The organism is Candidatus Hydrogenedentota bacterium (genome assembly GCA_019637335.1).
Lineage (GTDB): Bacteria > Hydrogenedentota > Hydrogenedentia > Hydrogenedentales > JAEUWI01 > JAEUWI01.
The window spans coordinates 49,922-67,264 of the sequence record JAHBVV010000010.1; the positions used below are offsets into that span (position 1 = coordinate 49,922).

Consider the following 17,343-nt stretch of genomic DNA (forward strand, 5'->3'; position numbering starts at 1 on the left):
CGAACTGCGCAACCGGGGACGAATGGGAGCCTGCGCCTGCTTGCGATCCGGATTTCCGGAGGCAGATTACGAATAATCTTGTCAAGGGGTGCGAGCACCGTTTGGCGTTCGGAAGTCGATGGCCCCGAGCGCTTTCTGCTGGCCGCCGCAACAACCCACACGACCACAACGGCCTTCGAGTGGGGCACGGGCTCGGACACCTCTTACACCTTCGACAACCTGGAATTTCGCGACTTGCCGGCGCAGGCGTCGCTGGTGATGGACGACGACAAGACGATCAGCGCGACATTCCTGGCGTCGGACACCACGGCGCCGGTGATTACGCTGCTGGGCGATGCGAGCATGAGCATCGACTGCGGGGAGGCGTTTGTTGACCCCGGGGCGACGGCGAGCGATGACCGGTATGGGGATATCACGGCGGACATCGTGGTTGGCGGGGATTTGGTGGACAATGAGGACCCGGGCGTCTACACCATCACCTACGACGTGATGGACCGCGAGGGGAACGCGGCGGCGCAGGTGACGCGGACGGTGACGGTGACCACGACGGACGTGAGCCTGCCGGTCATCTCGCTGAACGGCCCGGCGGTGGTGTATCTGGACCTGAACGACACGTACAATGAATTGGGCGCAACGGCCTACGACGGCTGCGACCCGAATCTGCCGGCGGTGACGGTGGACAGCGGCGCGGTGAATACGGCGGCCTATGGGGAATACGCGGTGACGTACAATGTGACCGACAGCTCGAGCAACGCGGCGGTGGAGGTGACGCGGCTGGTGCGGGTGTGGCCGACGCTGACGGTGGCGGTGGCGGGCTACGGGACGGCGGAGCCGCAGGAGGGAATGACGCACTATTTCGCGCCGAATAGCGTGGTGGATCTCGCCGCGGAGCGGACTTCGTACACGCATTTCACGGGCTGGACGGGCGACGCGGTGGCGGACAGCACGGCGGCGGAGACGACGATCACGATGGACGGGCCGAAGAGCGTGACGGCGACCTTTGCGGAGGGCTATGTGGTGACCCTTGCGGTCGAGGGCGATGGAACGCTGCATTACGAACTGGACGAAACGCCGTACACCGTCACGGAGTCCGGCGGGCCGGTAAACATCATCGTGGACCTGGCTGAGGAGGCCCTGCCGCTGCTGGCGGCCCCGGAGGAGAGCGTCTCGGAGTTCTGGCAGTGGCTCAGCGACGACCCGAACATCGACGGGACGTACCTGGCGGACGGCGCGTTCCGGATCTGGCGGCATACGGAGATTACGGCGGTCTTCGCGCCGGAGGGGGCGATCGACTACATCGACGTGGAGCTTCAGGTCATCGGCGAGGGCGCGACGATCCCGGAGGAGGGCGTCCACCGGATGCCGCGCTGGGCGGGGGCGGATCTGGAATGCGTCGAGGCGTGCCAGGACGGGGACGACCCGCTGCCGGCGGGCTGCCCGCCGTGCGAATACGCGGCGCTGCGCGCCGAGGCCGTTCCGGACACGGACTGGGTTTTTGAGCGCTGGGAGGGCGGGGAACTGCCGGACCCGGTGTATGCGGCGCACGCGGAGATTCCGGCCGGGGAGACGACGAACATTTTCGCGCGCTTCCTGGAGCGCCCGGGGCTGTATTCGCTGGATCTCCTGGGCGATCTGCGGGCGTTCCTGGTGGAGGCGGGGATCTACACGGCGGGCGCCGATCTCTACGCGCTGGACGTGGACTACGGCGGGGTCTCCTACCCCGGCGGGGGGCGGGCCTTCTCGGGCAATGGCGTTCCGGACGCGGCGGAGTTTGCGCTGCTGCTGGCGGCGCTGAAGAACCCGCGCCTGAGTTTGACGGGCCAGGGCGGTATCGCGCACGACCACGTTTGGGACGCGTTCCACCACAACCGGCAGCGGATGGCGGCGGACTTGCCGCTGGCGAGCGCGGCGGCGGTAAACGCGCTGGCGGGCTACATGACGCTGGGCTCGAACGGCCACGTGGGCCAGGCGAAGGCGTGGGCGCTGTCGCTGCACGGCGAGGCGCTGAACGCGCGGAATTACAAGCGCCTGGCGGGCTACCGGCTGCTGCCCGGGGAGGACGCGGACGGCGACGGCGTGTCCAACGGGGCGGAGTGGTCGCAGACGGAGGGGGCGCAATTCTTCGATTGGGATCCGAACGTGCTGCGGGTCTGGTACTACGCGTCGAACGCGCTCAACCCGAACTGGCCCGGCGCGGGCTCCGGCGGCGGCGCGAAGTCCGCGCTGTGGAAAAGTGGCGAGGGCGAGGGTGAAGGTGAAGGTGAAGGCGAAGGCGAAGGCGAAGGCGAAGGCGAGGAGCCGCCGACGATAGACTGCGAGAGCGGGCTGGCGAAGGTTACGGTGACGCATCCGGGCGGGAGCGAGGAGGTGGCGATCGGCACGGAGTTCACGGTGAGCGCGCCGGACGGGGGCGCGTTTCTGTCGTGGCTGGCGCCGGGGACCCTGATCGACGGGAGCGGGGAGCCGGAGGAGACGTTCACGGTGACGGGGGCGGTGACGGTGGCGGCGAACGAGAAGCCGGCGCTGACGCTGTATATCCACGACGGTATCGGGACGCCGTCGGTGTTGGCCGCGCGGATGAACGAGCCGGTGATGCTCGCGGGGGGTTCGAGCTGGCAGGGGAACTGGGGGCCGGGGCTGGGCGGTGGAACGCACGAGACGCTGGCGTCGCCGGTGCGGGTGTGGCCGAACCATTCGGGGCCGCTGCTCCGGGGCTCGGGCGCGGTTTATTTCCCGCAGGGGCGCCTGCGGCACGTGGACGCGTCGAGCGGGGGCGGGCGCGTGGCGATGGGGCACGCGACGATCTACCACAGCGATCTGGAGCCGATGTTTCTGGGCTCGGTCACGACGCGCCCGCGCCACCCGCAGGGCTTCGCGGAGAGCCTGGATTGCCTGCCGATCCCGGACATTGGGCACTTCAACGCGTCGGTGGTGGAGGGGATGCGCCCGATCGAGCAGGAGGGCATTGTGGTGGCGGGGGAATTCAAGCCGCTGGGCCAGCTTGTGCTGTCGGCGGTGCTGGAGGACGGGGAGGCGGCGCCCTGCGCGGGCTATTGCTCGGCGAGCCCGGCGCGGAAGTACTATGCCGCGGGGGCGGACGTGACGGTCAGCGCGCACGTGCACGAGGGCTATGAATTCGTGCGCTGGGAGGGCGAGGACGAGGCGGGCTGGGACGACGAGGACGACATCGGGGACGCGGGCGAGGAAAAGGCGATCGGCGACATTACGGAGTTGGACCTGCACGTGCGGTTCCAGTCCCCCGAGCCGGAAATCAAGGTGATCACCGCCGTGCTCCGGAAGATCGGCGCGGCCGAGGGCGAAGGGGAAGGTGAGGGCGAAGGGGAAGGCGGCGGTGGGGGTGGCGAGGGTGAAGGAGAAGGAGAAGGTGAGGGCGAAGGGGAAGGTGGCGGTGGGGGCGGGGGTGGCGAAGGTGAGGGCGAGGGTGAGGGAGAAGGTGAGGGAGAAGGTGAGGGAGAAGGCGAGGGCGAGGGTGAGGGAGAAGGCGAGGGTGAGGGTGAGGGCGAGGGCGAGGGCGAGGGCGAGGGTGAAGGCGAAGGTGAGGGCGAGGGTGAAGGCGAAGGTGAAGGCGAAGGTGAAGGCGAAGGTGAAGGTGAGGGCGAGGGAGAAGGCGAGGGAGAAGGTGAGGGTGAGGGTGAAGGAGAAGGTGAGGGAGAAGGTGAGGGTGAGGGAGAGGGAGAGGGAGAGGGAGAGGGAGAGGGAGAGGGAGAGGGAGAGGGAGAGGGAGAGGGAGAGGGAGAAGGCGAGGGAGAAGGCGAGGGAGAGGGCGAGGGTGAAGGCGAGGGCGGAGGAACGTTTACGCTGACGATTGAGCCATGGAATGGCTTTGATTTGACCGATCCGCCACCTGGAACGTATCAGGTTTCCGCTGGTGCGTCGGTTCGAATCGAAGCGGACGCATATTCGCCGGAAGGATACGAATTCTGTTGCTTCAGCCAAAACGGGAATCTATACAACCATATGAATCGGATTATCGAGTTCGAGATGCCCGATTCAAATATCAATATTCATACAGGCTACTGGAATACCGGGCACGAAGGCTGGAGCATTAATTTCCGTTCATATGTCGAATTCAGGGTGGACGAGAACACGTGGAGACGAGAATTGGTGGATTGCGTGCCGCCGTTGCAGGACGGGGACGGCGAAAATATATACGGTTGCCGCATGGGTGTCGCACAAGGCTACCTGTCCGGGCTAACATCGCCAGACTGGCGTTGGCAGGCGGCTGGCGATCTCGACGGGGAGTTTAATTACTATATCGGGATGGAGCTAAAACCGCTTCCAAGCCATGTTGCTCCGGTTAGCATGCTCACTTTGTTGAACCGGTGGGAGGTAACGCCGGACGTAGGGGAAGCGAACAATGCGTTGTACCATCTGGCCGGCACGATCGAGGAGAACAACCCGGCGCGGAACGTGAACGCGATTTTCAGAAATCACAATTTGGTCGTGAGGCCGGAGCTCCCGGGCGGGCGGGCTTACCTGCTACCAGGGGAGGACCTGCGGGATTACCTGAGCGATCCATACTTCGAGCCAGAACTTCCCGAATCGGTCATGGCCGGGACTCCTGTCATAAGCCTCCTTGATTCAGAGGATACAAACTACCAGCGAGTGATAGTCGACGTGCCCGTGTACAAGAGCCATAACTCGAATGCGAATCCGCTGACAATCCGGCGGACTGTCCGTATGCGCGTCGACCCGGGCGCACCGATCGACCTGAAGGTGTATGAGACGGCTCGGCCATTCAACTATGTCGATCCGGCTTATGTGGACAACAAAGGGCAGAGTGGGTATCTGATTATTGCTACAGACAAGATAACCCTTAAAGGAATCGGAGTGGAACAAGGCGGCTCGCTTGATTTCTCACTTTTTGAGTATTATGACGTCATCGTTGGCGAACCAACTGCGGGAGGCACGACTATTGAGTCGAGGTTAATAGAAAGCGGCCAGCTGAACTCTGGAGAATCGCTCGACATCGTGCTGCCAGTTGCGGAGCACACACTCAGAAGTGGCTTTGACTTTAGACTATTCTGGGGTCGTGATGCCGACGGTGATGGGGTGGTAACCGCAACGGAAGCAACCGGTGTCGGGTTTAGAATCTACTATGTAAGCGAACTTGAGTATGATGCAGGCCGGCTTGCCGTAAACCTTATCTCCGAGCATCTTACGAATAAGGTCGCGCGCCAATTGTTCTATTATACCGCCAACAATAACTGGAACAGTTATCCTACGACCGACCATCGACCATGGATACCGACGCGGGCAGATTCGATACCCCGACACCACGGGCCTCGGCCAGCAGGGAGAATTACTCACAGGTTCGGCTATTTGTCGAGTCAGATCAGGGTGGGCGATATGGTATCTGTTCCGTATTTCGAATATTCCGACGGAACTGTCGGCTCAAATTTCTTCGAGGAAAGCAGTGCAATCAAATCAGCTGTTCGTGGTGTCTTTGACACAATTACATATGCCCAAATTGCGGACAATTACGTCAATTCCCAGACGCCGATCTATTTTGAAGTGCCTCTTGACGGAGTAGATTTTGGAATCGCTGGACTTACACAATATGGAGTCGGGGGCTTGGATCGTGTGATTGGTGGTATTTGGGTGACCGCAGAATATGAACCACTCAATCGATTCAAACTCAGTGGGGTCACCGCCCAGTATGTAATCGACGACGTGTTTGATTACGATTACTTCAATACCGTCATATGGCCATTGAATTTGCGAGTTCCTCGCTTGGCGGCGGAAATCCAAAACGGTCATTCGGTCTACGGACATCCGGGGCAAATCTTCGGAATTCGAATACATATAAATAAAGAATATGATTTTATCAGGGAAGTAAACGCATTAGATTAAAAAAAACTGAGCGGATCGCGCCGTCCGGAGAATATCGTGATAAGAAGAATACTAGAGAACAATAAGAGCAGATATGTGACGCTCTGTATCTTCTTGAGCTTGGCGATGCCAGCCATGTGTCAAGAAGTTAGGGAGAAATTGATTGACCAATTGGTTGGATATGAGTTTCCACGCCTGGCCGATTTGGCCGGAACGTATCCTGAGCAAACTGAAAGTGAGATTGGTCTATTTCGGGTAGATTTGCGTCACCAGTTTATGAGTATGGCGAACTCAGAAGTCTCTACGGAGACAATCAATCGTTTGGAGGCCTATTTGGATGTTCGGGATCGGTGGCTTCAAGAAGAAAGTGTGGTGAGATGTGTGTTGGCGGGAATGATAACGATGGCCATCGATGAGCTACTGATTGAATTCGCAAAGAAGGTATCGGAGGTCGATAATAGCTTCTCGCAAGCATTGAGTGGTGTTAGCTCCCGAAACAACTTGACGGGTCGGGGGCTGTTCCAAGCAGTGGACCGGACGCTCGGGGAGTTCGGGGCTGACTATAAACCATTCATGTCGTTTTGTAAGGACAGGCCAGTAATGCCGCAGGAAGCGTGTTGGTCATCATATATCCAACAATTTGGACTTTCGTATCGGCGAGTGTCCCTTGGTAACAATTCCGTACGCTTCATGGACACTCCTGGCGGAGCCCCCGAGATATCCTTAGCTCGTGTTGGGTTATATGAAGAGGTGTCCGGAAACGCCGTATTTGTGCTACATGTGAAGGATCCCGTGTATATAATCCAGTTTATGACGCGGGTTCTCGATTATAATAGACTGCGGAGGTTTGTGTGGAGAGAGCAATTTGAGCAATTTGTCAATGATCAAAAGTATCGAGGGATCGGTGAGGTTGCAAAGGCATTGGAAGAACTGGGTCCGGCGGGAGAGCGGTGGCTTGCAATCGAGTCATACTCAAGTAATCATGATGTTTACCTTGACCTCCTTAGTCACATGGTGAATCCCGGAATGCGTGAAAGTCTGCTAGCATCCGTAAGTGAAAGGGATGCCGAAAAGTATCGAAAACTTATGCGACTGGCAGAGGAATTGAAAAGTCATTGAATATTTTGTGAGCTTGAATCATTGAAAACCGAATTAAAGGCTGTAGAGTGGGTTGGCCAAAAGGGTCTTGCTTCAATGATCTGGTTCGCTAATTCGCGTTCCCGGATCTGCTGAGTGCTGTTTTATGATTCTTGACGAAAGTAGTGGACGTTCACGTGAAAGTTGCTCTCGTGGTCCTGCGGTTGTGATAATTCTCTCCGTAGCGCTGCTAATGGCGTTAAGTGTTTGGTTGGGTGTGGGTCGGGATTGTCGGAATAACACTCCTAACACGAGGCGATTGTTGGAGGGTGTTGGAGTTTGGAATGCTTGGCGAGAGGAGAAGCCTTGGGGGGCGCCTGATCTGATTCGGAGCGATTTTCGTAAGGTTAGGCTTGACGGGGTGAATTTTAGTGGAGCTAACTTGTTTCAATCTTGTCTGACCGAGGCATCACTAGTTGGAGCAGATCTACAAAATGCCAATGTTTCGCAGTCTCACTTGGATAGAGTCGATCTTAGGAATGCAACACTTGTACAAATGAGAAGTGTGCTAGCAACATGGATCGGGGCAAATCTCAGTCAGGCGGATGCGAGGGGCGCTGGATTTGATGATTCAGATCTGAGTAATGCAGATCTGTCGGAATGCAACCTCCAATACGCTACGTTCTTGTATTCCAATTTGGGTGGTGCTAGCTTGCGCGGTGCCGATTTGAGTGGTGCCTACTTGGTATTTGCATCGCTAAGAGGAGTAAAGGATTGGGAAAAGATTAAGAGCATCAAGTGTGCGAATATTTTTGGGGCTGACGCTCCACCTGGTTTTCGGTCGTGGGCGCTATCTCGTGGTGCGATGGAAATAGATTGGAATGATTACCAAGTCTGGCTGAATGCACGTGACCGATGTATGGCAGAAGTGAAATCGAGCGAAGAAGTCAGGTGAAGTGGAAAAATAGGGAGAAGCGCCGGGATAATCCGGCAATATGTTGGGTGTGAGAATCACCTACAGTGAAGAGCAGGTTATCACACTGTCCTCCGAGTCATGTCTGTAGCCCCGTGAGGGGGCGTGGGACGCGTCGAGCGGCGGCGGGATCGAACCACGAGGATTTAGTCGAAAAGGCGCGTCGATGGAAGGTTCGAGCTGGCAGGGGAACTGGGGGCCGGGGCTGGGCGGCGGTTCGCACGAGACGCTGGCGTCGCCGGTGCGGGTGTGGCCGAACCATTCGGGGCCGCTGCTCCGGGGCTCGGGCGCGGCCTATTTCCCGCAGGGGAGCCTGCGGCACGTGGACGCGTCGGGCGGGGGCGGGCGCGTGGCGATGGGGCACGCGACGATCTACCACAGCGACCTGGAGCCGATGTTTCTGGGCTCGGTCACGACGCGCCCGCGGCACCCGCAGGGCTTCGCGAGCTTCCGATTGCCTGCCGATCCCGGACATCGGGCACTTCAACGCGTCGGTGGTGGAGGGGATGCGCCCGACGATATGATGCTACTGTGGCGGCGGGAACCAAGCCGCCGGGCCAGCCGGCGCTGTCATGGTGCTGGAGGACGGGGAGGCGAAGGCACCCGCGCGGCTATTGCTCGGCGAGCCCGGCGCGGAAGCACCATGCCAGGCGGGGCGGACGTGACGGTCAGCGCGCACGTGCACGAGGGCTATGAATTCGTGCGCTGGGAGGGCGAGGACGAGGCGGGCTGGGACGACGAGGACGACATCGGGGACGCGGGCGAGGAAAAGGCGATCGGCGACATTACGGAGTTGGACCTGCACGTGCGGTTCCAGTCCCCCGAGCCGGAAATCAAGGTGATCACCGCCGTGCTCCGGAAGATCGGCGCGGCCGAGGGCGAAGGCGAGGGCGAGGGCGAGGGCGAGGGCGAGGGAGAGGGAGAGGGAGAGGGAGAGGGCGAGGGCGAGGGAGAGGGAGAAGGCGAGGGAGAAGGCGAGGGAGAAGGCGAGGGAGAAGGCGAGGGAGAAGGCGAGGGAGAAGGAGGGAGAGGGAGAGGGAGAGGGAGAGGGAGAGGGAGAGGGAGAGGGAGAGGGTGAAGGTGAAGGCGAGGGTGAAGGTGAAGGCGAGGGTGAGGGTGAGGGTGAGGGTGAGGGTGAGGGTGAGGGTGAGGGTGAGGGTGAGGGTGAGGGTGAGGGTGAAGGAGAGGGTGAAGGAGAGGGTGAAGGAGAGGGCGAGGGAGAAGGTGAGGGAGAAGGTGAGGGAGAAGGTGAAGGCGAGGGAGAAGGAGAAGGAGAAGGAGAAGGAGAAGGAGAAGGAGAAGGAGAAGGAGAGGGCGAGGGTGGACCTGCTACATACTCTTTAACCGTTTGGGACTGGGCTGGCCTGGATGTAACGGATCCGCCATCTGGTACTTATTCTGTCACGGTCGGTGGGCCTGTCTCGGTCTTAGCCGACTCGGCACTACCGGACGGCCGCACTTTCCAGTACTGGCAGCGCTGGAATCAAAATGAGGGTGCATGGCACCAGAGTGGGAACCCGCTAGTGTTTGATATGCCCGCAGCCAATCACACAGTAGCGCCAATCTACGAAATAGGTGGTGAAGGGACTTGGGGAGTATCGTTTCGATCCATGGTTGAAACTCTCGATTCGGAAGGTAACCCGAGAATCGAGATCGCGGACTGCGACTTCGCGGACTACGACGGCATCAATGTGGTCGGATGTCCCTCCGGTGTGGCCACGGTGTATTTCGAACAAGAGGATATCAATGGGCGTGGCTGGGTTCTTGGCGGAGAACTTGACGAACAGTACCGGTATGACTTTTATGTAGAGGCGGGAATGACCTCGTACCCTCCGCCTTCGGCGGCTGTGACGCTATTCAACCGCTGGGAAGCCACGCCACTCATCGACGATCTTGACGGCGCTTACCACGGATTCGGAACGATTACGCTTGACAGGCGTTTTCATACCGTCAAAGCCATCTTCCGAAACCACACACTAACAGCAAGCGTGGCGCTACCGGGAGGGAGGGACTATCTCCTCCCCGGGGAGAACTTGCAGGCATTTCCGGCCACCTGGTATTTCGAGCCGGAACTGCCGCAAAACGTAAGCGTTGGATATGTTGGGGTGACTCCTGTCCCGAGCCCGCAGCCAAATGTGCAACGGTTGCAGGTAGATGTCGAAATTCACACGCCGGCCGATTCCGCGTATAATATGAGGATAGCGCGTCGAACGATAACAGTGCCGGTGGTCTGCGGTACCAAGGCCGCGCCGGATGTCGGATGCGCGGATGTCGAGATTTTCTTGACGTTTGACGATGGACCGGATGGTAGTAAGGCGCCGACATCTCCCTCAAACAAGACGAAGAAGGTCCTTGACGCACTCAAGAACCATACGGTCCCCGGCACGGAGGAGACACTGCCGGTAAAGGCGACGTTCTTCGTTCAAACGCATTCGGACGCCGGGCGAGGAAACAGCGCCAACGGGCGCCCACTCCTTGACAGGATGCTTGGGGAAGGCCATGGAATCCAGATTCACACCGGGAGCGAGCAGGATCATCAGCCACATGCCGAGCTTGCTACAACCGATAATGTCAACATTGTTCCTATGCCAAGTTCCCTAAGGTCAAAACTACTAAGTGAGGGGGTTTCGCAGAGTACTGTCGATGGCATTGATACTCACCTCGAAGCTACCTTGGTACGCGCTAGGCACTTCTTACAGGGCGTGGAGATTGAAGGGAATAGTGCAAACCCAACGTGGGTGCGCCCGCCGTACGGATTCACATATCATGGGTCGTCTCCGGAACCAGACCCAAACGTGGTCAAGGAGATCTACAAAAAGTTGGGGTTACACCTTGGTCCAGAGCCGGAAGCCGGGTATGCGAACGGAAACAATTGGCATATAGATAGCACGGACTCCCATGCGAGCCCGACGGTAGCTTCCGTTAAGCAAGAACTAGTACGTCAATTGGGTATAGCAATGCAGGCGAACATGGACAAGCTTGTTATACTGTTTCACGATACAAAAGTGCTAACCGCAGACAACATTGAGGTCTACATGGACTTGATCCACGAAGAACTGGCCAAGGACGGTAAACGTCCAGTTTTCAAGGTGATGCCCCCAAACCCTGGATACTTTGGGGAGGTAATTGAGCCGGTAGGATGATACGTATGTTGCCGAGATGTATCAATCGATTGAACGTCGTGCTGGAGGACCAGTGCGACGGGCATGGATGAGGGGTATTCACAGTGAAAGCGTGTTTAAGACGAAATCTGGTGTGTGTTTGCAGCCTTGGGAATCGCGCGAAACGGAGCCACGAGTCATTTACTAGGGTCACAGTGGCTATTCTGATGGCTGTATTTTTCCTTGCTGCGCAGTCGGTTTATGATGAGATTGCGGCAATCCTTAGTGAGTCAGGTCGGACCCCTCAGGAGGAGCTAGTCGAGCGACTGGTGCAAGTTGGAGAGGCGGACGCCAATGCATTAGTTCAGCATCTCGCAGCGAATCGGGATACGCCACCGCATGCACTCATAATTGCCTTGGCGGAGTTGGGCGAATCGTCGGCCGTGCCCGTATTGCTGGACTCGCTTTCGAGTAATCCCTTAATTATCAGAGAACTCCCAAAGTTCGAGCATCCACTGCTGGAGCCGCTATTTCAGGATTATGTGAAAGACGATGAAGTATACGTCGAGTACAGACTCATCGCGGCCGCCGCGCTGTTGCGGTCTGGCGATGCGCATTCACGTAGTCTTGCCAGCGAGTTCGTGCTCGATGTGGATCGGGTGACGGATTCAATCGACCGCTCGTATCCGTTGGGCGGCGTCACAACGAACTGGCATTATGAGGAGTGGGGCGCCGCGCTGTTGGAAATCAATACGCCGGAAGCGATAGACGTCATGTGCTCCTGGCTCTATGAGGGCGTGATGAATTGGAACGCGAAAAAGATCGTGGATGTGATGACTCAAGTTAAGGAGCCAAGTGCTGCCGTTATTGAAAAGTTGTTTTTCGCGATTAAGGAATACGATTACGATGCCACGGTGCAATTGACCGCGTTGGAGTCATTGCTGAGGCACGACAATGTTTCGATCAAACGGATTGCGGAGTACTACGAGGAATATCTCGCGCCGTATGACGTGCATGAGTTGCTGAAGTCCCGCCAGAACGAAGTCAAGGCAATGATTGACGAGCGGCTTTCGCGGGTGGAGACCGGTGGCGGAGATGAGTTAGCGAGAGCGGAGTATTCAACAAACTCGGAGGTTTCCGAAAACGGTGAATTGCACCCGTCGACGACCGACATAAATACACCAAATACCGCACCGTTGGACGAACCGAGACCGTCTAGTTCGACCGGCGGGTTCGGGTCTCGTTTGCAGGCGGAGGATTTAGACACGATCAGTGCGACCTCAGCCAATTCATCGCCGCGTCCGGTGGCGTTTGAAGAAGGTGGCACGGCAGTCCGTACAGTTGGGGTATGGATTGCTACGTCATTCATCGGCGGAGTGCTGGCACTCGGATTGTGGCGCCTCGGGCGGCGTCGGGCGCGTCGGTCTGGGTAAACCACGCCGGGCCGCTGGGGCGGACGACGGCCCCGGTCTCGTTCCCCTTGGGCAGCCTGGTGCATGTCGATTCGAGCAGCGGGGGCGGGCGCGTGGCGATGGGGCATGCGACGATCTACCACAGCGACCTGGAGCCGATGTTTCTGGGCTCGGTCACGACGCGCCCGCGCCACCCGCAGGGCTTCGCGGAGAGCCTGGATTGCCTGCCGATCCCGGACATCGGGCACTTCAACGCGTCGGTGGTGGAGGGGATGCGCCCGATCGAGCAGGAGGGCATTGTGGTGGCGGGGGAATTCAAGCCGCTGGGCCAGCTGGTGCTGTCGGCGGTGCTGGAGGACGGCGAGGCGGCGCCGTGCGCGGGCTATTGCTCGGCGAACCCGGCGCGGAAGTACTATTATGCGGGGTCGGACGTGACCGTCAGCGCGCATACCGGCCGCCCCCTGGGCACGGACAGCTTCCTGAGCAGGTTGGAAGCCCAACTCGGCCGCCGCCTCCGCGCCCTGCCCGTCGGCCGCCCGCGGAGGGTAAAGACGGGTGACAATTGGCAGTTGGCAGTTGGCAGTTGGCAGTTGACAGTTGACAGTTGACAGTTGACAGTTGACAGTTGACAGTTGACAGTTGACAGTTGACAGTTGGCACAGGGGTGGTGAAAGGGTGGGTCATGCAGGATGCCGGGCTTTCTGGGAGTTGCGCCGCTCGTGTGGGGTGTTGATGGCGGTGGTGGGTTGGTGTTGCTCCAGGCACACGAATCCGCCTGGGGCGGAATCGCGTGGCACGGGGGAGTTGGTTGTGGCGGGGATGGAGTGGTTAGCGGTGGGATTGCACGGGCAATCTCTTGGGGGCTTGACCGTGGCACACCTGGGTGATGGCGGGCGGACGGGGTGACTCTGGCCGGGACGTACCCCCGCTTGCTGGCTTTTGTGGGTGGGGTTGGGTGTGTGGTTTGGACGTTGGGTGTTGTGCGTTGCGTGTGGCGTGTGTGCGGCGGTACGTCCCTTGTGGGCTTGTCCGTGGCGCGCTTGTTGCCGGGGGCGTTGGAGTGGCCTGGGTGACGGGGTCAGGTCCGCCGGGAGCGTCCCCTGGTTTGTACGGGGCTTGTTTCCGGCCGTTTCAGAGCTCGTTCAGGGCGTCCAGGCGGCCTTCCATGAGTTTTGCGAAGGGGCGCGTGACCTCGATTCGCTCGAGTATTATCTTGGCGACGGCGGTCATGGGGACGGCGAGCAGCATGCCGCTGAATCCCCAAAGGACGCCCCAGAAGATGAGGGCCATCAGAATAACGACGGGGTGCAGCCCGAGGGTATTGCCCATGATCTTGGGTTCCAGGACGCTTCCAATCATGATCTGGATGATGGTGGGGAGGAGTATGGCGAGTGCGATTGTCGTGCTGGAGGTGTCGGGGCGGAGCATGACGAAGGGCACGGGCAGCAGGGTGGCGATGATGGATCCGAGCGTGGGGATGAAGTTCAGAATAAAGGCGAAAGCCCCGAAGGACATGGAGTAGCGGACGTCGAGGGTTTTGAGGACGGCGAAGACCAGCATGCCGGTGAGAAATGACATGATTATCTTGATGATGATGTATTTCTGGACGCGGGTTTCAATTTCCAGGAGGACCCCGGTTCGAAGGGTCATGCTTTTCTCGCGGCCCGTAAGCAGAAACGCGGTGAACAGCATCACAAGCATTCCGTTGGACAGGACGGAGAAGACGCCGGAGGAGAGGGTGCGCGCCACTCCTTTTATGGCGCCGGTGGGCATGAGCAGCGAGAGGTCGAGCGGGCTTGGCTCGTTGGGGGGGAAGTTCAGGTCGGCGTCCGTGTTCGATGGGTTGCTTTTGGCGGCGGGCCGGCGTGACGAGTTTTCTTCCGCTATCAGATCCACGACTTTTTGCAGGGGCTTTGAGCGTTCGGCCTGGATAATCAACCTCGAGAGTTGCGCTTCGTATTCGGCCGCGTTGTTGGCGAATTGGCGGACGGTAATGGAAACGAGGAGGCCGGTGGCGAGGACGGCGCCGAAGCCCATCGAGAGCGTGAGGACGAGCGCCACCGCCCGCCCGATCCGAAGGGTCTTCACCTGAAAATCGATGATGGGTATGAGCACGAGGGACAGGAACGCGGCCAGGGTAAAGGGGATGAGGACGGCGCGAAGGAGGTACAAGGTGACCGCCAGGCCGATCATGGTGAGAAAGGCGATGCACAGGATCAGAATGCGGGACTCGTAGTGCCGGCTTGTCGCGGGCAGCCACTCGACATCAAGCGGTTGCGGGTCGTCTTTCGCCACAGTGTAGTCCGCCTCTATCGGCGCGCCGCCGGGCTCTTTCTCTTCCCGGGCCGGCGTGCTGGCCGGGGCCTCGGTCGTTTCCGGGGGCTCGGGCTCGAGCTGTTTGCGCCAGGAGGCGAGTTGGGAGGAAGTGAGATTCTCGCGCTTCAGCAGCCGCTTTTTCGCATCCGGTGATGGGGCCGCGCCGGCTTCCTTGAGAATGCGCTTCTTATACGCCGCAGTGAAGCGGCGCCGCCCGGCGCCGGCCTGTTTCGTGGATGACGGTTTGGCTGGCGCAGCGGCCGCTTTTTTCGCGGGAGCGCGTTTGGCGCGGGCGGGAGCCCGGGGGCCATCCGCGGCCGAGTCCTTTTGTGATCCGGGTTTGCCGCTCATCGTTGTGCTTTTCGAAACATGCTCCGACCCATGGCGGAGAACCTCCTGTCAACGTAACGCCGCGCCTGATAGGGGCCGCTGCGCGCCGCCGCGCCGCAGGATGCGAAACCCACAGGAAAACGTGCGAGAACATCGCACTTTCAGGTAGCCGCGAACCGACACTGCCCGCGCTGGACAGTGGGGCGCGACCGCGATCGCCGTACTGAATTCCGATTCAATTCTAGAACCCGGATGCCGCTTCAACGAGCCGCCGCATGGGCGTTTCAGGCAGCTTCAAGGGTAGGGGAATACACCATGAAAATGCAAGCTCGCGGCGAAAACGGCGCCAGAAATCATTGAAAACTCCCCGGCGCCCGCCGGTTGTAATCGCCACGAACCGGCGCGGCGCCCACAGGCGCGCCGCAAAGCTGGATCAAATTCCACCATAGATTCCCGCCGCGCCCCACTACGTGTCTCCGCCGTAAAATTATGGCGGTTGGCCCGCCCACCGTGGCTGCGGCGGACTTGGGCCGGGACGTACCCCCGCGTGGTGGCGTTCGTGGGTGGGGTTGGGCGTGTGGCTGGACGTGGTGTGTGGTGGGCTGGTTGTGGCGTATGCGCGGCGGTACGTCCCTTGCGGGCTTGTCCGTGGCACGCGTGGGTTGGTTGCACCGGGGATGGGGTGGTTTGGGTGGGAGTGCACGGGCAAGCCCTTGTGGGCTTGACCGTGGCACACCTGGGGTGATGCGGCGGGGGATTGGGGGCTGGGCGCGTTTGCTTTTTTTTCAGACGCAGCCGTAGGCGAGCATGGCGTTGGCTACTTTGATGAAGCCGGCGACGTTGGCGCCCTGGACGTAGTTGACGTGGCCGTTGGTTCCGGCGCCGTGCATGACGCATTTGTTGTGGATGTCGAGCATTATCTTCTGGAGTTTGGCGTCGACTTCGTTGCGGGACCAGGAGAGGCGCATGGCATTCTGGCTCTGTTCGAGGCCGGAGACGGCGACGCCGCCGGCGTTGGCGGCTTTGGCAGGGCCGTAGAAGATTTTGGCGTGGAGGAACTGGTGGACGCCGTCGAGGTCGGTGGGCATGTTGGCGCCTTCGCTGACGGCCTTGACGCCGTTCTTGAGGAGGATGGCGGCGTCTTCTCCGCTGATTTCGTTCTGGGTGGCGGAGGGAAAGGCGACGTCGCAGGGGACGCACCACGGGCGCTTGTCGGGGTGGAAGCTGGCCTGGGGATATTTTTCGGCGTATTCGGCGATGCGCCCGCGGCGGACTTCCTTGAGGTTCTTGACGAAGGCGAGTTTTTCGGGGTTGAGGCCGTCGGGGTCGTGGATGAAGCCGCTGGAGTCGGAGAGGGTGAGGACTTTGGCGCCGAGTTCGAGGGCTTTTTCGACGGTGTAGATGGCGACGTTGCCGGAGCCGGAGACGGTGCAGGTCTTGCCGGCGAGGCTGTCGCCCTCGTGGTTGAACATGTTCTCGCAGAAGTAGACGCAGCCGTAGCCGGTGGCTTCGGGGCGGATGAGGCTGCCGCCGTAGGCGAGGCCCTTGCCGGTGAGGACGCCGGTGTGCTCGTTGGCGAGGCGCTTGTACTGGCCGAAGAGGTAGCCGATTTCGCGTCCGCCGACGCCGATGTCGCCGGCGGGCACGTCGCGGTCGGCCCCGATATGGCGGAAGAGCTCTGTCATGAAGGCCTGGCAGAAGCGCAGGACCTCGCGGTCGCTCTTGCCCTTGGGGTCGAAGTTGGCGCCGCCCTTGCCGCCGCCCATGGGGAGGCCCGTGAGGCTGTTCTTGAAGGTCTGCTCGAAACCGAGGAACTTGAGGACACTGTGGTTCACGGAGGGGTGGAAGCGGAGGCCGCCCTTGTAGGGGCCGATGGCGCTGTTGAACTGGACGCGCCAGCCGCGGTTCACGTTAAATTTGCCGCGGTCGTCTTCCCAGGTCACACGGAAGATTATGCTGCGCTCGGGCTCGGCCATGCGTTCGAGGATGTGCGCGTCGCGGTACTCGGGGTGTTCGAGGAGGAAAGGCATCACGCTCTCGGCGAATTCTTCCACGGCCTGGTGGAATTCGGATTCGCCCGGGTTGTTGCGCCGGATTTCTTCCATGAACCGGGCGGTTTCCTTGGTTGCCTTGTCACGCATGTGGGTCTGCCTTTCCAGGATAAATCAGGTGATGTCCCCCTTCCCAACCGGCACACGTTTTCCCTTGAAATCCATGGCCGAATTCTCTCCCCTGCAGGCCATTATTTTCCTCTGATCATGGCGCCGATGTCAATCTGAGG

At 60.0% G+C, this 17,343-nt stretch carries 10 protein-coding genes; 8 read left to right on the forward strand and 2 right to left on the reverse strand.

Annotation, left to right across the window (positions count from 1 at the left end; translation table 11 throughout):
• Positions 1-78 precede the first annotated feature (78 nt).
• The 8 genes from KF886_12745 to KF886_12780 all read left to right on the forward strand — a co-directional run bounded on the left by KF886_12745 (position 79) and on the right by KF886_12780 (position 13,024).
• Complete coding sequence (locus KF886_12745) at positions 79-5,874, forward strand: DUF5011 domain-containing protein (protein MBX3178222.1); 5,796 nt, start codon at positions 79-81, stop codon at positions 5,872-5,874.
• Between the two features lie 36 nt (positions 5,875-5,910).
• Positions 5,911-6,972 carry a hypothetical protein gene (locus KF886_12750; protein MBX3178223.1) on the forward strand — a complete coding sequence of 354 codons (1,062 nt, stop codon included), beginning with the start codon at positions 5,911-5,913 and terminating at the stop codon, positions 6,970-6,972.
• A gap of 379 nt (positions 6,973-7,351) precedes the next feature.
• Positions 7,352-7,885 (forward strand): pentapeptide repeat-containing protein, encoded by a 534-nt coding sequence (locus KF886_12755; protein MBX3178224.1) that lies wholly within the window; start codon positions 7,352-7,354, stop codon positions 7,883-7,885.
• A gap of 184 nt (positions 7,886-8,069) precedes the next feature.
• Positions 8,070-8,981 (forward strand): hypothetical protein, encoded by a 912-nt coding sequence (locus tag KF886_12760; GenBank protein ID MBX3178225.1) that lies wholly within the window; start codon positions 8,070-8,072, stop codon positions 8,979-8,981.
• Positions 8,978-9,247, forward strand: a complete 270-nt coding sequence (locus KF886_12765) for a hypothetical protein (protein ID MBX3178226.1) — start codon at positions 8,978-8,980, stop codon at positions 9,245-9,247. Before KF886_12760 ends, KF886_12765 begins: the two co-directional genes overlap by 4 nt.
• A 266-nt stretch (positions 9,248-9,513) precedes the next feature.
• On the forward strand, positions 9,514-11,046 hold the full coding sequence (locus KF886_12770; GenBank protein MBX3178227.1) for a polysaccharide deacetylase family protein: 1,533 nt from the start codon (positions 9,514-9,516) through the stop codon (positions 11,044-11,046).
• Positions 11,047-11,231: 185 nt separating this feature from the next.
• Entirely contained in the window at positions 11,232-12,437 is a 1,206-nt protein-coding gene (locus KF886_12775) for a hypothetical protein (protein ID MBX3178228.1), read from the forward strand.
• Positions 12,398-13,024, forward strand: a complete 627-nt coding sequence (locus KF886_12780) for a hypothetical protein (GenBank protein MBX3178229.1) — start codon at positions 12,398-12,400, stop codon at positions 13,022-13,024. The genes KF886_12775 and KF886_12780 overlap by 40 nt, the downstream gene beginning before the upstream one ends.
• Before the next feature lie 523 nt (positions 13,025-13,547).
• Here the strand turns inward: KF886_12780 and KF886_12785 are convergent.
• Complete coding sequence (locus KF886_12785; protein ID MBX3178230.1) at positions 13,548-15,083, reverse strand: AI-2E family transporter; 1,536 nt, start codon at positions 15,081-15,083, stop codon at positions 13,548-13,550.
• Positions 15,084-15,847: 764 nt separating this feature from the next.
• Positions 15,848-17,203: an NADP-specific glutamate dehydrogenase gene (gene gdhA, locus KF886_12790; protein ID MBX3178231.1), complete on the reverse strand. Its 1,356-nt coding sequence runs from the start codon at positions 17,201-17,203 to the stop codon at positions 15,848-15,850.
• Between the last annotated feature and the right edge of the window lie 140 nt (positions 17,204-17,343).